Genomic DNA, 18,397 nt, shown 5'->3' with positions numbered 1-18,397 from the left:
CATTAACTTTTTGTGTTCAAGGCTATGGGAAATAATAAGGAACAAATATATAACCCGAAAGATACCAAATTTCTAGAAGAAGCTGAAGGAGCTGACGCTCTAAAATGGGCAAAAGAGCGTACTGATAAAACAGAACAAGCTTTCCAATCTATGCCGGAATATAAACCGATAAAAAAAGAAATAGAATCAATATTTTATGACCAAAGAAAAACTCCATATGGTATTATCCGTAAAGGTTATGTGTATAATTTTTGGATAGATAATAAAAATCCGTAAGGGTTATGGTGTAGGACATTAGTTGAGAATTACTCTAAAGATAAACCAAATTGGGAAGTTCTAATCGATTTTGATAAATTATCCAAAAAATTCGGTAAAAAAGTAATGTATCGAGGTGGAAGTGATTGTTTTCAAAACCCTAATCGTTACTTAATTACTATGTCCTTTGGTGGTAAGGATGAGATGTTCTTTAGAGAATGGGATTTAGACAAAATAGATTTTGTAAAAAATGGCTTTGAACCAATAACAAGTAGCGGGAAATTATTAGAAGGCAAATTTACTTATCCTACTTAGATCGACCAAGATACTATTATATTTAATCCAGTTTTTCATAAAGAGGAAGTTACTGACACTTTATATCCTAACTCGACCTACATATGGAAGCGAGGAGAACCTGTAGAAAAAGCAAAAAAATATTTGAAATACCAAAAGAATATATATTAGTTTCAGCCGATAAGCTTTTGTCCGATAATATTTCTTCATCTTGAATATTTATATCTGCAGATAAGGACTTTTATAATTACGATAATTATATTTTAGATACTAAAGATGAGAACGTAAAATTATAAAAAATAAATATGCCATCAAATGCAGCGTCTCAAGGTTCTTTTAAAGAATATGTATTTTGGTTGCTACGTTCTGATTGGAAATTTAAAGGTAATACTATAAAAGTAGGTTTGATTGTTGCATTACATTGGCAAGATTTACTAAAGGCTGATAGCGATAAGGCTAGTTTAAAAACTTTATTTTCACAAACTGACCGTGAGGTTTTTGATTCTATAGGAGTAACTAAAGATACGGTATTTTTGGCTAGCGATGAGAATGTTATTTCAAAAGTTATTACGTTTACTTTAGAAAATAGCGAATGGACAAAACCGGTAACCTTAACATTGCCTTATGAGAACGCAATTTTTGGTATGTATGCTGATGACCAGGAAGAAGATGCATTAATTACTATAGAAAATTCTATAGTACCGCCAACTATATATTTATGGGACAAAACTCATCAATTAAGCATCATTAGGAAAGATTTATATCCGTTTGATAGTGAAAATTATGTTGTAGATCAGAAGGAAGCGGCAAGCTTTTATGGAGTTAAAATACTGTATTTTGTTGTTTATAAGAAATGTACAAAATTTGACGGTAAAAACCCAACATTGCATATGAAGGATTTCAAGTAATACATTCTCCGTATTTTTCTAGAGTAAAAAATGAACTATGGGTTAAAAACGGCGGTATTAGTGTACTTGTTAATATCAGAGGCAGCGGAGAATTTGGTCCTGAGTGGGCATAAGGCGGCTCAAGGAATAAAACGTCAAACCGGCTTTAATGATTTAATTGCAGTAGCAGAGGATTTAATAAAGCAAAATATTACTAGCTCTGAATATTTAGGAATTAAAGGAGGAAGTAATAGCGGATTGTTAGTAAGTGTTGCAATGACGCAGCGTCCCGATTTATTTGGAGCTATAGCGTGTGAAGTACCTATACTTGATATGGTACACTATAAAGAATTCAGATCAGGACATTCATGGATAACTGCATATGGAGATCCGGACAATCCAAATGATTTAATACATATTAAAAAATATGCACCGCTAGAGAATTTATCTTTAACACAAAAATACCCAACTGTGTTAGTTACAGATTCAGTATTAGATCAGCGTATACACCCATGACATGGAAGAATTTTTGAGTATGTACTTGAGCAAAACTCAAATACTAAAACTTACTTTCTAGAAAGTAGAGATAGTGGGCATGGTAGTTTTATTATTTTTATGGACCACAGGGTGACCAGTGGATTTTACCACTCCAGGCAATAATGCCGTTTTATGAAAACAATTTTCCAATGCCGCTACGTAATAGATTTTTAGGATTCATTTTACTGGCTTTTTTCATCATCTCACTTATTTGCTTATATTGCTTTAGCAAAATATTTACTTTTTGTACTGTAGTCCCTGCTCCTGCAGCTATACGTTTTCTACGAGAGGCATTAATTATATCAGGATTCTTACGTTCTTTTAGCGTCATAGATAAAATAATTGCTTCTTGATGTTCAATTATTTTACTATTTAATTTTGATTGATCTATTTGATCCATAATTTTACCGCTACCCGGTAACATACTAAGTATACTTCCAAAACCTCCCATTTTTTTTATACTTCTCATTTGCTGAAGATAATCATTTAAATCAAACTTACCTTTTTTTAATTTAGCTGCCGTTTTTTCGGCTTCTTCTCTATCAACGATACTAGCTGCTTTTTCAACAAAAGATATAATATCGCCCATATCAAGTATTCGAGAAGCTAAACGTTCAGCATTGAATTCTTCTAAATCAGTTAGTTTTTCACCGCTACTTAAAAATTTAATCGGCTTTTTAGTAATATATTTTACACTAAGTGCTGCACCGCCTTTAGAATCGCCGTCAATTCTAGATAAAATTAATCCTGAAATTTCTAACTTTTCATTAAAGTTGCTTGCCGTAACTACCGCATCCTGCCCTGTCATACTATCAATTACTAGCAAAGTTTCTGTAGGCTCCACTATCTTTTTTATTGCAAGAGCTTCCTCCATCATCTCTTTATCAATTTGTGTACGACCTGCCGTATCATAAATTACAACGTCATAAGCAGAAATTTTAGCCTCGGCAATAGCTCTTTTGACAATATCAAGAGGTTTCTCACCTTGCACAATAGGTAATGAATTAATCTGTACTGAGTTTGCAAGTATAGCAAGTTGCTCTTGTGCGGCTGGTCTGTAAGTATCCAAAGAAACAAGTAAAACTTTTTTATTTTGATTTTTAAGTCGCAGAGCAAGCTTGCCACTTGCGGTAGTTTTACCGCTCCCTTGCAGCCCTACCATTAGGAAATTTATGGGCGGCTTTGAATTTAAATTTAGCTTTGTCTCACTTTCACTTGAAGCTAAGAAATTTATCATCTCTTCATGAATAATTTTAATTATCATCTGCCCCGGTGAAACGGATTTAATAACCTCCTGCCCTAAAGCGTTCTGTTTAACTTTCGTTATAAAATCTTTTATCACCGGTAATGCAACATCCGACTCTAAAAGAGCTACTCTTATATCCCGCATAGCGGTGTCTATTTGAGCTTCCGTTAAAATTCCTGAGCTGACTAATTTATCAAAAATCTTCGTTAAATTTTGTGTTAAAGTTTTAAACATATAAGTAATTTAATTTATAAAGTTCTAATATATTTTGCCCAATATGTTTTAGCAACAATAATATTTTATGGTTTTATGTAGGCGTTGTTGCATGAATCGATTTTCCGTTGTCATCCTATCTAACTTGATCGCGGGATCCAGTTAAAAATACTAAAATTATTAGTATTTCAAGTTGCTTTTATGGACTCCGTGGTCAAGCCATAGGGTGACACAACTGGTTTTACCTATCCATGCAATAACGCCTTTTATGAATAACGTGGAAAGGAACGTATTGATGTCGTGTTAATGACTAGAAAACTCATTCACCACTAATATATAACTTGTTTTTAAGTCCAAATCATAATCAATGGTATTATATATTAACTTTTTTATACCGGTAAATTTTTGTAGTAAATAGGAAGGATGCTTATTTGACAGTTTATTAAAAATCTTATTTTCTAAATCTAGAAGTTCAATATTAACGTTAGCAGATTTTTTAAGAATTCTATTCATTAATAATAATAAATTATCAATAAAATCTAGCCATAATTCTCGGTCTTTAGTAGTAAAACGATGAATAAAATCTAACGTTTCATTATCTGCTATCGGTTGAATAAACTGAAGATATAAGTCATTTCGAGCATGAGGTAGAGTAGATCTAATATTAACTTTAAAACATCTTGATCTAATTGTAGATATAATACTTGCAGCTCTTGAAGTAATTAAAAAAATGTAACTATTCTTTGGTGCATCTTCAAGAATTTTTAAGCATGAATTCGCTGCATTCAAATTCATAAGATCTGCCGAATAAATTACTGCAACTTTATAACCTGAAATTGCAGAAGTTTTACTTAAGAAGTCTTGTAATTTTCTTATTTGTTCAATAGAAATATTTTTAGCATTAGATGTAGATGAAGTTTCTCTAGCAATGAAATGATAATCAGGATTGCTTTCAAGAGGAATGCTATTCTTAAAAAGCTTACTATATATAAAATCTTCTAAATCTTTTAAAGCTTGCTCTATATTTTCAGCTTCGATAAGCCAACTATTATATAGCTTATTATGCTTTAAGTTAAACTCTAGGCGTTCAATTATCAATGGTTGTAATATCGTTAAGAATTGTTCTATATCATTCCGGCTTTTGCAGAGCATTGTTGCATGAGCCGGTTTTTCTAGTGTCACCCCGCAAACTTGTAACGTGATTTGGAAACTATTAGTACTGTAATACGTTATTTTTTTAATTGCAAGCTTCTTTCATTTTTCTTCCAGCTCTAAAAGTAGGTTGATTGTAAGCATCTATTTTCATTTTTGCTCCAGTTTTTGGGTTACGGCCCTCACGTGCTTTTCTATGATGTATTTCAAATGAACCGAAACCTGTTATATTAATATTATGGTGGCTCTTTATAGCACTAATCACACTATCAAGAACTAAATTAAGTGCTTTCTCAGCATCAGCTTTTGTTAATGTTTTATGTGAAGCATGTTTATGATTATGACCATGGTCTGCCATAAATGCTATAAATTCGGTTTTATTCATTTTTTTTGGTTCTTTTTTGTTATGTGTACTCATAATAAAGTCAACTCTCCTTTAATGGGTTAATATGTATTGATGTTTTTTTATAAAAAAATATATACAACTGGCAATAATATACATCAATATATTTTTTATGTGCGTTAATTATAACAAACTACCCACATACTGCAAATGCCAGTTATTTACAAAGTTTAAAATATATACGTTATTATATTAATTTATAGAAAAATGTAGCCATTTTACATCAGTAATACTGTTAAAACTATCTTAATCAAGTAATTAAAGTGAAAATTTATTATTTAAACCCTAATTTATTGTCAGTAGTAAATTACAAAAGCTAATTTTCTACTTTGTAAAGAATTATAAGTTTTACATAAAAAACAATATATACTTAATTTATATAATAAGTTGGAAACCATCTTTCACTTTTTATATAGAATATTTCTAACCGAATAGCAGATTTATGTAATAATTCGCTATTCACATTAATTTAGAATAAAATTTTTAAAGAAAAATATATTAAATCCAATGTTATTGTCTGAAATTTGTATTAAACGCCCTGTCTTTGCTACAGTTTTGAGTTTGGTTATCGTAGCTCTTGGAGCAATTTTTTTTACCAAACTACAAATTAGAGGAACTCCGGATATTTCAGTTCCCATTATAAATGTCGAAGCTCATTATGCAGGTGCCGATGCTTTATATATGGAAAAAGAAATAACGACGCGTATAGAAAAAGCTTTAAAGACGGTTAAAAACTTAGATTATATAACTTCTCAAAGTTCTACAGGCGAAAGTAGTATTACTTTATCGTTTCTATTATCTACCGATATTGAAGTAGCATTAAACGATGTGCGTTCTAAAATATCGGATATCACTTATATGTTCCCGCAAGATATGAAAGCCCCATCAGTTGCAAAACTTGATGCCGATAGTTTTCCAAGCCTATTCATAAGTGTTGAAAGTGATCAATATAGCGATTTAGAACTGACAAAGATCGTCGAAGATAATCTACAAACACCGTTAGATAAACTTGAAAGCGTAGGACAATCGCAAATTTACGGCGGTCGGGAATATATAATGAGAATAGAACCCGATTCCAAAAAATTATATCAACATAAAATTTCTTTATTGGAGATTGAATCTGCAATAAAAGAGCAAAATAAAGATTATCCTACAGGTACGATTAAAACAAAAAGTAATAATTTTATAATAACTCTTGAAGGCTCTTTATCTACACCGGAAGAATTCGGCAATATTATTCTAAAAGTACAAAACGGAGGTATCATAAAATTACGTGATATAGCGAAAATATCTTTAACTTCTCTCGATGAGGACATAATGTTCAGATATAACGGCAAAAGCTCCATTGCTCTTGGTCTTATAAAAGAATCAAAAGCTAATGTCATAGATTTATCAAATGAAGTAACTAAAGAGCTAGAAAGAATTAAAGAATCCATGCCCAAAGGAATAAGCATGGGTATCGCATATGATGGAGCAACCCCTGTAAAAGCATCAATTTATGCGGTATTTCAAACAATTTTTGAAGCTTTAATATTAGTAGTTTTAGTCACTTATTTATTTCTTGCTTCTGCTAAAATTACCTTAATTCCGTTTGTGACGATTCCGGTATCGTTGATCGGTACTTGTAGCGTAATGTATGTTTTTGGATTTTCTATTAATATATTTACACTCCTTGCTATGATACTTGCTATAGGTTTAGTTGTCGATGATGCGATAGTTATGCTTGAAAACATTTTTAGATATAATGAAATGGGGCATAAACCCATGGAAGCAGCTTTACTTGCTTCTAAAGAAATCGGCTTTGCAATCATTGCTATGACTATTACGCTTGCTGCCGTATTTTTACCCGTCGGTTTTATAGAGGGTTTTATCGGGAAATTATTTATTGAATTTGCTTGGACTTTAGCATTTTGCGTTTTGTTCTCAGGATTTGTGGCTTTAACTTTAACTCCTATGATGTCAAGTCGTATGGTTACAAAACATAATACGGACTTACCGAAATGCTTAGTAAAGTTTAACGACATTCTACAATTTATTCAAAATAAATATATTTACTATCTAAAGCTAACTTTAGACAATAAAAAGAAATTTGTCATCATTATTGCATCATCATTTATAGTGCTGATTATTAGTTTGAAATTTACTCAAAAAATTTTTGTACCCCAAGAAGATGATGGATTTTTACAAGTTTCTCTTAAAGGTCCTGAAGGTTCTAGTTTAGAATCTTCTACTAAAGTAGTGAAAGAAGCCGAAAAAATCCTTACTAATTATCAAGATATATTAGGTTATCTGATGGTAATAGGTGCAGGCGGTAGTGATAATGTTTTTGGATTCATTCCGTTAAAAGATTGGGGTGAGCGTTCTTATTCCCAAGAAACTATTAAAAATATGTTAAATCAGCAGTTTTCCGCAATACCGGGCATGTCGATTTTCGCTATGGATCCACGTTCAATGGTTAGCAGGAATGCGAGTAGTCCTATCGAGTTTACTATTCAAACAAACCTTGAATATGATGATTTAGATAAAATATCACAACAATTTATTGATATAATGAAAACAAATCCTATTTTCTTAAACATCAATAGAAATTTACAATCAGCAATGCCTACTATAAGTATAGAAGTCAACCGTGATAAAGCTTATTTATACGGAATGGATTTGGCCAATATAGGCAAAACGGTACAATATTTACTTGCAGGTCAACAAATTGGGAATTTTAGAATGGGTAATGATTTATATGACGTTATATTGCAATTTAATCAAAAAGATCGAAAAGATATTAGCGATTTTAGTAAAATTTTAATTAGAGCAAAAAATAATAATATGTTACCGCTGGAATCGATAGCTAATATTACGGAAAAAATATCAGTAAAATCATATAGTCATTATAATAATTCAAAATCCGTTACTATTTCTGCTGATCTTGCTCCTGACAGAAAAATTAATGATGCAATTAATGAAATCAATAAAATAGCCGCTAAGTTACTCGACCCTAGTAATACTATAATTGAATATATCGGTGAGATTAAACAAATGAGAGAGGCAGACAGTAATATGCTTATAACATTTGTGTTTGCTCTTGTATTTATCTATTTAGTGCTTGCAGCTCAATTTGAAAGCTTTACTGACCCTTTATTAATATTACTCGCCGTACCTTTCTCAATAACCGGCGGTGTACTTGCTCTCTGGCTTGCCGGTAATAGCCTTAATATGTATAGTAATATCGGACTTATTACTTTAATTGGGTTAATTACTAAGAATTCTATTATGATAGTAGAATTTGCTAATCAACTAAGAGAAAAAGGAGTAAAGGTTCAAGAAGCTATAATAGAATCCTCAAAACTTCGCTTGCGTCCAATTCTTATGACTACCCTTGCTGCTGTAGTCGGAGCTTTACCTCTAGTCTTTGCAGATGGAGCCGGGGCTGCTGCTCGTAATTCTATAGGCTTTGTAATAGTTGGAGGATTAAGCATCGGTACTATATTTACAATTTTTGTTATACCTGTAATATATCAAACTTTTAAGAAGGATTAATAACTTATAGAATTATAAAATTTAGTAGACATATAGCTCAAAATGAGAAATGATTCTTTTACGTTTAATGAATATGAGGTCAAAATATGTTAATCAATACTTCTAATAATCCGCTTATTACTACTATATATTTATTATCTTCCATAGGTGCTATAAATTGGGGCTTAGTCGGGTTATTTAATTTTAATTTAGTCACACTTTTCTTTGGCTCATTTCCAATTATTGTTACAATACTTTATATAATTATAGGCTTTTGTGGTGTATATTCTTTCCTTTGTTTAGGTAAACTATTTTGTAAACCCGGAATAGAAAAGGCGAAGTAACTCTACTTTTGCGTCATTGCACGAAGAATTACACAGTAATTCACCAAAGCAATCCAGTAAAAAATACTAATTTATAGCATTTTTTTATTATTTTTCTGGAGTGCCACGCAGCCTATGGCTGCTCGCAATGACGACCTAACAACTTCACTTGTACTATAGCAGTTATTGCTGCTGTTTCAGCACGTAATATATTACTTCCTAAACTGACAGATTTTGTATTCTTGTATGAAGCAAGAAGTTCCAGCTCATCATTAGTAAAACCTCCCTCCGGTCCAATAATAATAGCGATATTATTATCCAGTAAGCATGAAATTCGTAATATAGAATTTTCTTCTTTTTCATGTTCATTAGCATATAACATCAAATTATTATTTTTTTTAAGACAATCTTGTATTGTGATAGCTTTTTCAATTATCGGGGGAATAAGACGTTCTGACTGCTCTGTTGCCTCAATAACACATTTCGTTAAACGTTCGATATTTACTGTTCTAAATTGACACCGCCTAGTAATTAACGGAATAATTTTAGTGATACCGAGTTGCGTAGCCATATTTATTGCAAGCATTAATTTATCTTGCTTTATTATAGCAACAGCAAGAGTTAACGCAGATTCTGTATAAGGCTTTTTTAACTGTTCTTTAAGCCTAACCGATAGGTTATGCTTACCTATATCGGTAATTTGTGCTAAAAATTCTCCTTCCGTACCGTTAAAGATACGCAAACCATCATTTACTTTAAGACGTAGCACCGTTTTAACATAATGAACATGATCACTTGCTAATTCTAGCTTGCTATTTTCAGCTAAACGACTATTAATATAAATACGATTAAATCTCATATTATTACCATGACGAATGAAAAAGATAATAATATATCAGAAGAAGAAAATTTACAGCTAAATTCAGAAAGCTTCAGACAGGATGAATTTAAGAGTAAATCTACGGAGCGTACTGACGTCCGTGAGTACAGACTTAACTCAAAAAATTCACCTGTATCAAGCTTTGTGAATGACGCTGTACCAAAAGCAACAGAAATCGGCGGTGTTAAAGGTCTAGAACCGACAAGATACGGCGATTGGCAACATAAAGGTAAAGTCACAGATTTCTAATATTATGACATCATTTGAGCAAACTAAGGTTTTACCTTACCAACTGCAAAAATTGTTTGATTTGGTGTGGGATGTAGAGTCTTATCCTAAATTCTTACCTTGGTGTTCTGCTTCTAGAATCATTTCAGAAAATAATCAAGAGGTTATTGCGGAATTAGTAATTCAGTTAAAAGGCTTTTCAGAAAAATACAACTCACGAGTTACAAGCGAAATAACAGATGATGGAATATATTTGATTAATACGATAGCTATTTCAGGACCTTTTAAATATTTAAAAAGTACTTGGCAATTTGTTCCATGCACAGCAGGAACTGAATTAAAATTCTTTATTGATTTTAAAATGAAATCCGTAATACTGGATAAATTAATCGGCACTTATTTTACCAAAGCAACTGAAAAAATGATTATAGCTTTTGAAAAGAGAGCTAAAGAGGTTATGAAATAAAAAAGAGTAAGATTATAGATCTATAACCTTACTCTCTAGAAAGTTTTATATTTAGTTACTAGGCAATATCAGATATATATCCTTCATCTCCCTCATCTCCTAAGATTTGAGTTTGATCATCACTAAGATTATTATAATCAAGGCTATAAAACTGCTCTTCTTGTTCTTCACTAGTACCGGAAGTATGATAATTAAATAATGCTTTATAATCTTCATTTATTTCAGCATATTTCTGTATTGCTTTTGAAAGTTCTACTTCTTTATTTTTCATAGCTTGCTCTGTACCATGCCATAGCTTACTTGTCAAATCTGGCTTGTATTTTGCTAATTTCTTATGTTTATAACTTTCTCTCTTTTCAACAGTTCCTAAACTTAAAGCTTTTTCAATATCGTCGCTTGAATAGCCATTTTGTATTAACTGCTGAATGATACAACCATGAAAAGGAAGAATACTAGTATCTATAACTAATTTATTTGTATATTGTCCTTTCACGCCAGGTATTTCCTGATATAACGCACGATCTGTTGATTCTACTATTTCATAACCACCATTATGTTTGTAACCAACGCCGTCTTCCGTTAAACTTAAGGTTGGTACATGAGTTATTGCATTAGATACTATCTTACCGTTTGTTCCTTCAATATATTTACCGATAAATTGATCTACACCGTTTTTATCTATAGCAGTACCGTATACAAAACTTCCTAACCACGAATTAGCTAAATACTCTTCAGCTTTAGTTGCTTCATGAGCTTTAGTAAAAAGCTTTATTCGTTCATTACTATCCATAATGCCTTTTGCCCAATAACTAGTACTAAAAACAGCCCCTGCTATTAAAGGTATTTTGCTTAGCCAACTATTAGATGAAAAAACTACTTATTCATGCAAGAAAGCTTCCTGATGCTAATTTTGTATAAACACTATAATCTTCTTTTGCTTTCTCTATTAAAGATATGTAAGTAATAGGTTTATTACTTATGAATAAATTACGTACTAATAATGTAAACATAGTCTATCTCCTTGTTTTAATTATCATGTTTTATGGTTTTGTTATATAATACAAACGTACTATAACAAAGGTAATCAAATATCAACCTTTATTTAATAATAAGTTTAATTAGTATTAATACTTGACATTTTTTAGAAAAAACCATATTTTATGGTAAAATTGATAAAAAAGAGGCAGATATGTCTAAGTACAAAAACTCTAAACATATTAGCACTAAAAAGCTTGCTTATATAGGGTTAGACCTCGCATATAAAACAGATGATTTAAATATTTATAATCTAGAAGCATTAAAGGTCAATGAACAATTAACAAATAGCGGCTGGGAAATACTAACTGCTTCATGTGATTATGTCAACACTGCTAAATATAGTTATAAAGCTGTTGCATTTATAAATAAAGACACTAAAGAAGTTCATATTGCTACTGCCGGTACAAAATTCAATATATATGATTTCCTAGATGACTTACTTATCGCTCTTCATTATTTACCTACTAAACTAACTCCACTTCAGGAATTTGTTAATGAAGTAATTAACAAATTAGGTGGCTTCAGTAAAGCCACAGAATATATTTTTAATACTAGCGGTCATTCACTTGGAGCAATATCTGCAGATTTAACCTTAGTAGAAATACATTCTCGTAACCTACCTTTTAATAAATCTATAACTTTTGACAGCCCTGGCTCAAAACCGATAATTGAAAGAGCCATCAAAAAAAATTTCTTTACCGGAACAGTAACAACTCCAATAGAAGAGCTAGCTACCCATTCTAAAATATATAATGCAAAACATAATCTTATTAATATTACTAATAAGCACTTGGGCAAAACAACAATGGTTCTTCCTAGTAAAAAAACAGAACTATCACAATCAGAAGAATGGGCATCATATTTATATAATTTTGCCAAACAAAAAGCTACAAAATATCTAGGAATTAATGGAATAGTCGAAGGCTTTGAGGAAATAATGGCCGGGATCAGTAAGCATGGGCTTGTTAATTTTTCTGATTTGAAACAGAATATTACTTTAACCGTAGATGATTGGGAAGCAGGAACACAAAAATATGCTAAAAATACTCTAAATTTAAAAAATAATTTATATAATCAAATAGTTGCAACTGAAACCGGAGCTAATTTAGTTGGGATATATAATAATTTTCAAAGCTGCAGTCAAGAATATACTCAGGAAATCAAAACAACGGGGGATATAAGTAATTATCATCTAGTATGTTAAATAAAAAATAACATATATAGTAAACTTATATATGTTATTTTTTATTTAGAGCAACTAAATAGATTTCCGTAGATTCGCTGCGGCTGGATGAAGGTTTAAAATGTTTCACCGTTTTAAATTCACGCTTCACTTTATTTAATAATTCATTTTCTGCACCGCCACGAAAAATTTTAGCAATAAAATGACCTGATGGCTTTAGTACTTTTAAAGCAAATTCAAAAGCTTGCTCACATAAAAGTAAGGTTCTTATATGGTCTGTAGCTTTATGACCTATGGTATTTGATGCCATATCACTCATTACTATATCAGCCTTACCGTCTAAAACCTGAATAATTAATTCTTCCGTATTTTTTTCAAAAAAGTCTTTTTGAAGAAACTCAACTCCGATAATAGGTTCGATTTCTAACAAATCGATAGAGATTATTTTATTATTTAGGCTATTATCCGAAGCTTTAATGAGCTTGGAAGCTACTTGACTCCATCCCCCAGGGGCTGCTCCTAGATCAACAATTTTCATATTAGGAGTAAAAAGTTTAAATTTTTCATGAATTTCAAGTAGTTTATATGCCGCTCTTGACCTAAAACCTTCTATACGTGCTTTTGCAACATACGGATCGTTTAATTGGCGTCTAAGCCAATTAATAGAAGAAATAGTACGTTTTTTAGAAGTCTTAACTCTAACGAATTTATTTCTATAGCCGCTTAAATTATTTATCATGAAATTTTATTATTCTCTTTGGCTATTGTGTCTAATACCGAATTAACAAAACCGATCTCGTGTTCATTTAACATATCATTTGCTATATCCGTATATTCGTTAATTACTACTTTAGCAGGCGTAGTAGGACAGAACAATAGCTCATATATACCGGCACGCAATAAAGCTCGGAGTAAGATCGGCATATGTGCAGGATCTTTATCATTTGTTAAATGATTGTCGATAATTTCGTCTAGTTTATTAATATTTTCAAATACTGACTTTACCAGGATTTTAAAATGACTTATACTTAATGATATTTTTAAATTGTCCGGTAAATTTGTTATAGAACTATCATTTCGATAAAAAGAAAGTACATTTTGCATGATATCATCCATATCTTCGTTATTTTGCAATATGTTTTGATAAATAGCTTGCACTGCTGCAATACGTGCAATCGATTTTTTATTAATTTTATTTGAACTCATAAAGAAAGAAATTTAAAATTTAATTTTCGTTATTGTGAGCATGATATGGCTTGATGTCATTCCCGCGTAGGCAGGAATGACATAACCAAGCAGTAACAATATCAATCACAACAACGAAATGATATCTATAACCTTGCAATTTATACCTTAAACTAATTTATTAGTAAACTTATAAAATTTTTATGCTATCTATAATCGGGTTTATTATAACCATCAGCATCTTGGTATTTATCCATGAATTTGGGCATTATTGTATTGCTAGATATTTTAATGTAAAAGTTGAAGAATTCTCGATCGGTTTCGGTAAAGAACTAATAGGCATTACCGATACAAGAGGAGTTAGGTGGAAGATTTGTCTTATACCGCTTGGCGGTTATGTCAAGATTTACGGCTATGATCGCAGCCTTATGGATAAGACTAAAGAAGTTAACGAAAAAGTAGCTTTTTATGCTAAATCTTGTTTAGAACGTTTTTTAATAGTTGCAGCAGGTCCGTTAATTAATTATTTACTTGCCGTAATAATATTTGCAGGTTTTTATTGTTACTTTGGAAAAACAGAGATTCCTCCTATAATAGGCGATGTAGTAGCTTTATCACCGGCAGAAAGAGCAGACTTAAGAAAAGGAGATAAAATTGTTAAGGTTAACAATAAATCTGTTAAAGATTTCGGAGACGTACAGAAAGAAATATTAATTAACGGCTTGAGCTCTTCTACTTTAACTATAGAAAGAAAAAGTGAGGAATTTACTGTTAATATAATGCCTCAAGAAATGATTATATCACCTCACGAAGAAAAAAAGTTAAAAAAACTCTTCACATCGGTATTATAGCTAAAAATGAACCTATTCATACTAAAATAGGAATTTTAGGAGGATTTTTGGAAGCTATTAATACTACTATAGATATGTCTGCTTTAACTCTAAAAGCAATATCGCAAATGATTGTAGGAAAACGTTCATTAGATGAGATAGGAGGGCCGGTAGCTATTGCTAAAGAGTCAGGAAAATCTATAGCGAGTGGAACCCAAATGTATCTATTATTTATAGCTATGCTTTCCATTAACTTAGGGTTACTTAACTTACTACCTATACCGGTGCTTGACGGCGGACATTTGATATTTATACTCTATGAAGCAATTACGGGTAGATTACCGAATCCTAAAACTAGGAATATTTTGTTACAATTAGGAGCAGCAATAATAATTTTTCTTATTATACTCTCTGTTTTCAACGATATACAAAATTTATTTTCCTAAATTATAGATTTGCTTGCTCTCGTTTATATTATCTACTATAGTGGAGTACATTAATTACGTTTAAATGCACCTGTCATCCCGTGGAGTGGCTAGTGTTGTGTACGGGTTCGATGTCATTCCCGCGTAGGCGGGGAATCCAGTTCTTTGTCATACCGCGACTTGATCGCGGTATCTAATTTATTATTTTTGGATACCGTGGTCAAACCCCGGTATGACATTGTATTTAAACATTAGAAATTTAAATTAAATCTTAAAGAAGGTTTTAGGTGAAAATCAGATCAATTAGTAAATTAACAATTTTATTATTAACGATTTTTTATTATCATATTTCATTAGCTGACTCTATAATTCGTAAAATAACTATCGAAGGTAACCATAGGGTTGAGCGTTCTACTATTGAGAGCTATTTAAAGCTTAAGGTAGGAGAAACTTATAATAATTCTAAAGAAGATAAGGCAATAAGACGTTTATATGCCACCTCACTTTTTAGCAATATAAATATGCATATAACAAATGAGGGTAATTTAATAGTAGGCGTTACTGAAACTCCTTTTATAAGTAGTGTAGTATTTAGCGGTAATTCTAAAATCAAAACCCATATGCTCGCTAAAGAAATTTATACAATGTCTGGCGAATCTCTTAGCCAAGCTAAAATCGAATTAGACGTAAAAAAAATATTAGAAATTTATAAACGTAGCGGACGTTTTGCTACTACAGTAACACCTAAAATCGAAAATTTAGAAAACAACAGAGTTAAGGTTATTTTTGATATAGCAGAAGGACCAAAAACCGGTATTAAATATATCTATTTTAGTGGTAATGAAAATTATAGTGATTCAGAACTTAAATCTGTTGTCTTAACTAAAGAATCTCGTTGGTTTCGTTTTTTAGAAAGTAACGATACTTACGATCCTGATAGAGTGGAATATGATCAAGAATTACTGAGAGAGTTTTATCAATCTGTAGGTTTTGCAGATTTTAGAGTAATTTCGGCATCGGCAGAACTCAATAATACTAAAGAATATTTCACTCTTACCTATTCCATTGAAGAGGGAGAAAAATATAGCTTTGGTAATGTTACGATAGACAATAAATTAACTAATATAAATATAACACCGCTTAATAAAATTGTTACTATTAAGCAAGGCAAGGTTTTCAATATGAAAACGGTTGATGATATAGCTGAAAAAATCAGAGAATATTTTACAGCAAACGGTTACCATGCGGTAAATGTTTATCCGGATATAATGAAAAATGCTAATCATACTGCAGATATTAAATTTATTATTGAGAAAGCCGATAAGGTTTATATTAATAAAATTAATATTATTAATAACCTTAAAACCGAAGACTATGTTATAAGAAGAGAATTTAAAACAGAAGAAGGGGACATAATTAACCGTTCATATATTGAAAAAGGTGAGCGTAATCTTAGAAATTTAGATTATTTTGAGAAAGTAGCAATTAGCTTAGCTCCGACTAAAGCTAAAGATAAATATGATGTTAATGTTGAAGTTGATGAAAAATCTACTTCCTCTATAGGTTTTGATTTAGGATATAATACTGCCGGCGGTTTATTCGGACGTTTCTCTTTCCTAGAGCGTAATTTAGTCGGTACCGGTAAACTGCTTAACGCCGGTGTACAAGTAAGTAAAAACAGTACAAGCTATTATGGCGGTATTACTGACCCCCATTTTTTAGATCGCGATTTATCACTTGGTGTAAACGCATTTAGAAACTATACCGGGCGCGGTGCCAGTGTATTAAATACAACGGATCAAAACTATAAATTACACTCTACAGGAGTCAAAACCTCTCTTGGTTATGACATTAAAGAGGATTTAGGTCACGAAATAGATTATTTAATCAAACGTGATATTTTAAGTTCCCCCTCCCAATCAAGCTCAATATTCTTAAATGAGCAAATAGGAAGATTTATTACTTCTGCTATAGGACATACTGTTACTTATGATCAAACCGATAATAAAATTGTTCCAAAGAACGGTTATTTAGTAAGCGGCACACAAGAATTTGCTGGTGTTGGAGGCGATAATAAATATATAAAACATGAAGTTGACGGTAAATATTATAAATCTTTCATACATAACAAGCTTACTTTAAAACTATCTGCTTCCGGTGGTGATATTGCAGGACTTGGAGGAAAAATCGTTAGAATCTCAGATCGTTTTAATTTAGGTGATTATAGTTTAAGAGGTTTTGCAAGCGGTGGTGTCGGACCTCGTGAAAAAAACACTAATGAAGGGCTTGGCGGTGAAAGATATTATACATTCTCAACAGAGCTTAATTTCCCTACTCCTGTACCTGAGGAATTTAATTTAACCGGTGCAGTCTTTATGGATTTAGGAAGTGTTTGGGGAGTAGGTCTAAATAAGAAACAATATCAAACTCCAAATGGTTTTTATAACGATAAATCGCTTAGAACTTCCGTTGGTTTCGGTTTTATTTGGGTAACACGTTTTGCACCGATTAGAATGGATTGGGGCTTCCCGGTTAAGAAGAAGAAATATGATGATACGCAGCACTTCCATTTAAGGTTTTCGACGCATTTATAAAAACGCTTCATTGTCTCACCTCATGGCTTTGTTTACGTTGTTGCATGGGTGCCAAATCATCATTGCGAGGAGCAAAGCGACGTGGTAATCCAAAAAATAATTCAAAACATTCTGTAAATCAGGATTTTTGACTGGATTACTTCGTCAAATTACTACGTAATTCTTCTTACAATGACGAAAAGCCAGTCCACACGACAATACCTCACAGGAATGACATATCTCAAATAACATAACTACATTTCAGCCGATGTAGCTCAGCTGGTAGAGCGGCGCATTCGTAATGCGTAGGTCTGGGGTTCAAATCCCCACATTGGCACCATTTTCTAATAAAACTATAACCCTATTTTGTGATAGACGGGTAGAACCTAACGCGTTCGTGTCATACCGTGGTCCTTTCACAGTCTCCAGACAAATAACTTAAAATACTAATAATGATAAAAAATAAAAGAAACAGAAGTACCTACAAACTTAGAAACAATAAAAAGTTTTGAAAAATTGATTCAAGCTGATTCAAGCTAGATTACCTGAAAAATATAAAGAATGGTTATTAAAATATAATGGTAAAATTATAAAATAAGGACATTAGTTATGATCGTTAACAAAGAAGAATTTATGAAGCAATCTGATGTGATTAATCTTCCAAAATGGGAACAATCTTTCTATTATATAATAAATGTAGGACATTATGAACATTATGATGAAGCCATGGATTGTATTATTAAAAATTAAAATAATCCTGAAGAAC

12 protein-coding genes, 1 tRNA gene and 3 pseudogenes are annotated in these 18,397 nt (G+C 31.7%); 9 read left to right on the top strand and 7 right to left on the bottom strand.

What is annotated here, in order from left to right:
* Window positions 1-24 precede the first annotated feature (24 nt).
* Window positions 25-2,039, top strand: a pseudogene (locus A452_RS11655) (prolyl oligopeptidase family serine peptidase); the annotation flags it as partial.
* Between the two features lie 64 nt (window positions 2,040-2,103).
* On the opposite strand, the gene ffh reads toward A452_RS11655, so the two are convergent.
* From ffh to A452_RS0100695, 3 genes are all read right to left on the bottom strand, one after another.
* Window positions 2,104-3,453 carry a signal recognition particle protein gene (gene ffh / locus A452_RS0100705; RefSeq protein ID WP_014413143.1) on the bottom strand — a complete coding sequence of 450 codons (1,350 nt, stop codon included), beginning with the start codon at window positions 3,451-3,453 and terminating at the stop codon, window positions 2,104-2,106.
* Window positions 3,454-3,735: 282 nt separating this feature from the next.
* A complete protein-coding gene (locus A452_RS0100700) occupies window positions 3,736-4,530 on the bottom strand; it encodes a DNA polymerase III subunit delta' (RefSeq protein ID WP_014413144.1) in 795 nt (264 codons plus the stop codon).
* A gap of 139 nt (window positions 4,531-4,669) precedes the next feature.
* On the bottom strand, window positions 4,670-5,002 hold the full coding sequence (locus A452_RS0100695; protein ID WP_014413145.1) for an HU family DNA-binding protein: 333 nt from the start codon (window positions 5,000-5,002) through the stop codon (window positions 4,670-4,672).
* Window positions 5,003-5,494: 492 nt separating this feature from the next.
* Between A452_RS0100695 and A452_RS0100690 the strand changes: the two genes are divergently transcribed.
* Both A452_RS0100690 and A452_RS09240 read left to right on the top strand, forming a co-directional pair.
* A complete protein-coding gene (locus tag A452_RS0100690; protein WP_014413146.1) occupies window positions 5,495-8,521 on the top strand; it encodes an efflux RND transporter permease subunit in 3,027 nt (1,008 codons plus the stop codon).
* 86 nt (window positions 8,522-8,607) lie between these two features.
* Window positions 8,608-8,844 carry a DUF378 domain-containing protein gene (locus tag A452_RS09240; protein ID WP_014413147.1) on the top strand — a complete coding sequence of 79 codons (237 nt, stop codon included), beginning with the start codon at window positions 8,608-8,610 and terminating at the stop codon, window positions 8,842-8,844.
* Between the two features lie 112 nt (window positions 8,845-8,956).
* On the opposite strand, the gene A452_RS0100680 is transcribed toward A452_RS09240, so the two are convergent.
* On the bottom strand, window positions 8,957-9,682 hold the full coding sequence (locus tag A452_RS0100680) for a 16S rRNA (uracil(1498)-N(3))-methyltransferase (protein WP_014413148.1): 726 nt from the start codon (window positions 9,680-9,682) through the stop codon (window positions 8,957-8,959).
* A gap of 9 nt (window positions 9,683-9,691) precedes the next feature.
* On the opposite strand from A452_RS0100680, the gene A452_RS0100675 reads away from it, so the two are divergent.
* Together A452_RS0100675 and A452_RS0100670 are read left to right on the top strand one after the other, a co-directional pair.
* Complete coding sequence (locus A452_RS0100675) at window positions 9,692-9,952, top strand: DUF1674 domain-containing protein (protein WP_014413149.1); 261 nt, start codon at window positions 9,692-9,694, stop codon at window positions 9,950-9,952.
* Window positions 9,953-9,956: 4 nt separating this feature from the next.
* Window positions 9,957-10,397 (top strand): type II toxin-antitoxin system RatA family toxin, encoded by a 441-nt coding sequence (locus tag A452_RS0100670; protein WP_014413150.1) that lies wholly within the window; start codon window positions 9,957-9,959, stop codon window positions 10,395-10,397.
* 58 nt (window positions 10,398-10,455) lie between these two features.
* Here A452_RS0100670 and A452_RS0100665 read toward each other — a convergent pair.
* Window positions 10,456-11,407, bottom strand: a pseudogene (locus tag A452_RS0100665) (hypothetical protein).
* A 179-nt stretch (window positions 11,408-11,586) separates the two neighbouring features.
* Here A452_RS0100665 and A452_RS0100655 point away from each other — a divergent pair.
* Window positions 11,587-12,639: a hypothetical protein gene (locus A452_RS0100655; protein ID WP_014413153.1), complete on the top strand. Its 1,053-nt coding sequence runs from the start codon at window positions 11,587-11,589 to the stop codon at window positions 12,637-12,639.
* 34 nt (window positions 12,640-12,673) lie between these two features.
* On the opposite strand, the gene A452_RS0100650 is transcribed toward A452_RS0100655, so the two are convergent.
* Both A452_RS0100650 and nusB read right to left on the bottom strand, forming a co-directional pair.
* On the bottom strand, window positions 12,674-13,357 hold the full coding sequence (locus tag A452_RS0100650; protein ID WP_014413154.1) for an RlmE family RNA methyltransferase: 684 nt from the start codon (window positions 13,355-13,357) through the stop codon (window positions 12,674-12,676).
* The gene (gene nusB, locus A452_RS0100645; RefSeq protein ID WP_014413155.1) at window positions 13,354-13,824 is read right to left on the bottom strand and encodes a transcription antitermination factor NusB; all 471 of its coding nucleotides are present in this window, start codon (window positions 13,822-13,824) and stop codon (window positions 13,354-13,356) included. The genes A452_RS0100650 and nusB overlap by 4 nt, the downstream gene beginning before the upstream one ends.
* Window positions 13,825-14,006: 182 nt before the next feature.
* Between nusB and rseP the strand changes: the two are divergent.
* From rseP to A452_RS0100630, 3 genes and pseudogenes are all read left to right on the top strand, one after another.
* Window positions 14,007-15,079 (top strand): annotated as a pseudogene (gene rseP, locus A452_RS07775) (RIP metalloprotease RseP).
* Window positions 15,080-15,345: 266 nt separating this feature from the next.
* The gene (bamA, locus tag A452_RS0100635) at window positions 15,346-17,652 is read left to right on the top strand and encodes an outer membrane protein assembly factor BamA (RefSeq protein WP_014413157.1); all 2,307 of its coding nucleotides are present in this window, start codon (window positions 15,346-15,348) and stop codon (window positions 17,650-17,652) included.
* 243 nt (window positions 17,653-17,895) lie between these two features.
* A tRNA-Thr gene (locus A452_RS0100630) sits at window positions 17,896-17,971 on the top strand.
* The last annotated feature ends 426 nt before the right edge of the window (window positions 17,972-18,397 follow it).

It is taken from the genome of Rickettsia australis str. Phillips, assembly GCF_000273745.1.
In the GTDB taxonomy this organism is placed as follows: domain Bacteria; phylum Pseudomonadota; class Alphaproteobacteria; order Rickettsiales; family Rickettsiaceae; genus Rickettsia; species Rickettsia australis.
Note: the sequence above shows the minus strand (reverse complement) of the source record. Positions and strands in the feature narration are given on the sequence as shown.

Coding starts and splice junctions, on each gene's coding strand:
- ffh (WP_014413143.1), bottom strand. CDS start 3,453: ATGTTTAAAACTTTAACACAAAATTTAACGAAGATTTTTGATAAATTA.
- A452_RS0100695 (WP_014413145.1), bottom strand. CDS start 5,002: ATGAGTACACATAACAAAAAAGAACCAAAAAAAATGAATAAAACCGAA.
- A452_RS0100690 (WP_014413146.1), top strand. CDS start 5,495: ATGTTATTGTCTGAAATTTGTATTAAACGCCCTGTCTTTGCTACAGTT.
- A452_RS09240 (WP_014413147.1), top strand. CDS start 8,608: ATGTTAATCAATACTTCTAATAATCCGCTTATTACTACTATATATTTA.
- A452_RS0100680 (WP_014413148.1), bottom strand. CDS start 9,682: ATGAGATTTAATCGTATTTATATTAATAGTCGTTTAGCTGAAAATAGC.
- A452_RS0100675 (WP_014413149.1), top strand. CDS start 9,692: ATGACGAATGAAAAAGATAATAATATATCAGAAGAAGAAAATTTACAG.
- A452_RS0100670 (WP_014413150.1), top strand. CDS start 9,957: ATGACATCATTTGAGCAAACTAAGGTTTTACCTTACCAACTGCAAAAA.
- A452_RS0100655 (WP_014413153.1), top strand. CDS start 11,587: ATGTCTAAGTACAAAAACTCTAAACATATTAGCACTAAAAAGCTTGCT.
- A452_RS0100650 (WP_014413154.1), bottom strand. CDS start 13,357: ATGATAAATAATTTAAGCGGCTATAGAAATAAATTCGTTAGAGTTAAG.
- nusB (WP_014413155.1), bottom strand. CDS start 13,824: ATGAGTTCAAATAAAATTAATAAAAAATCGATTGCACGTATTGCAGCA.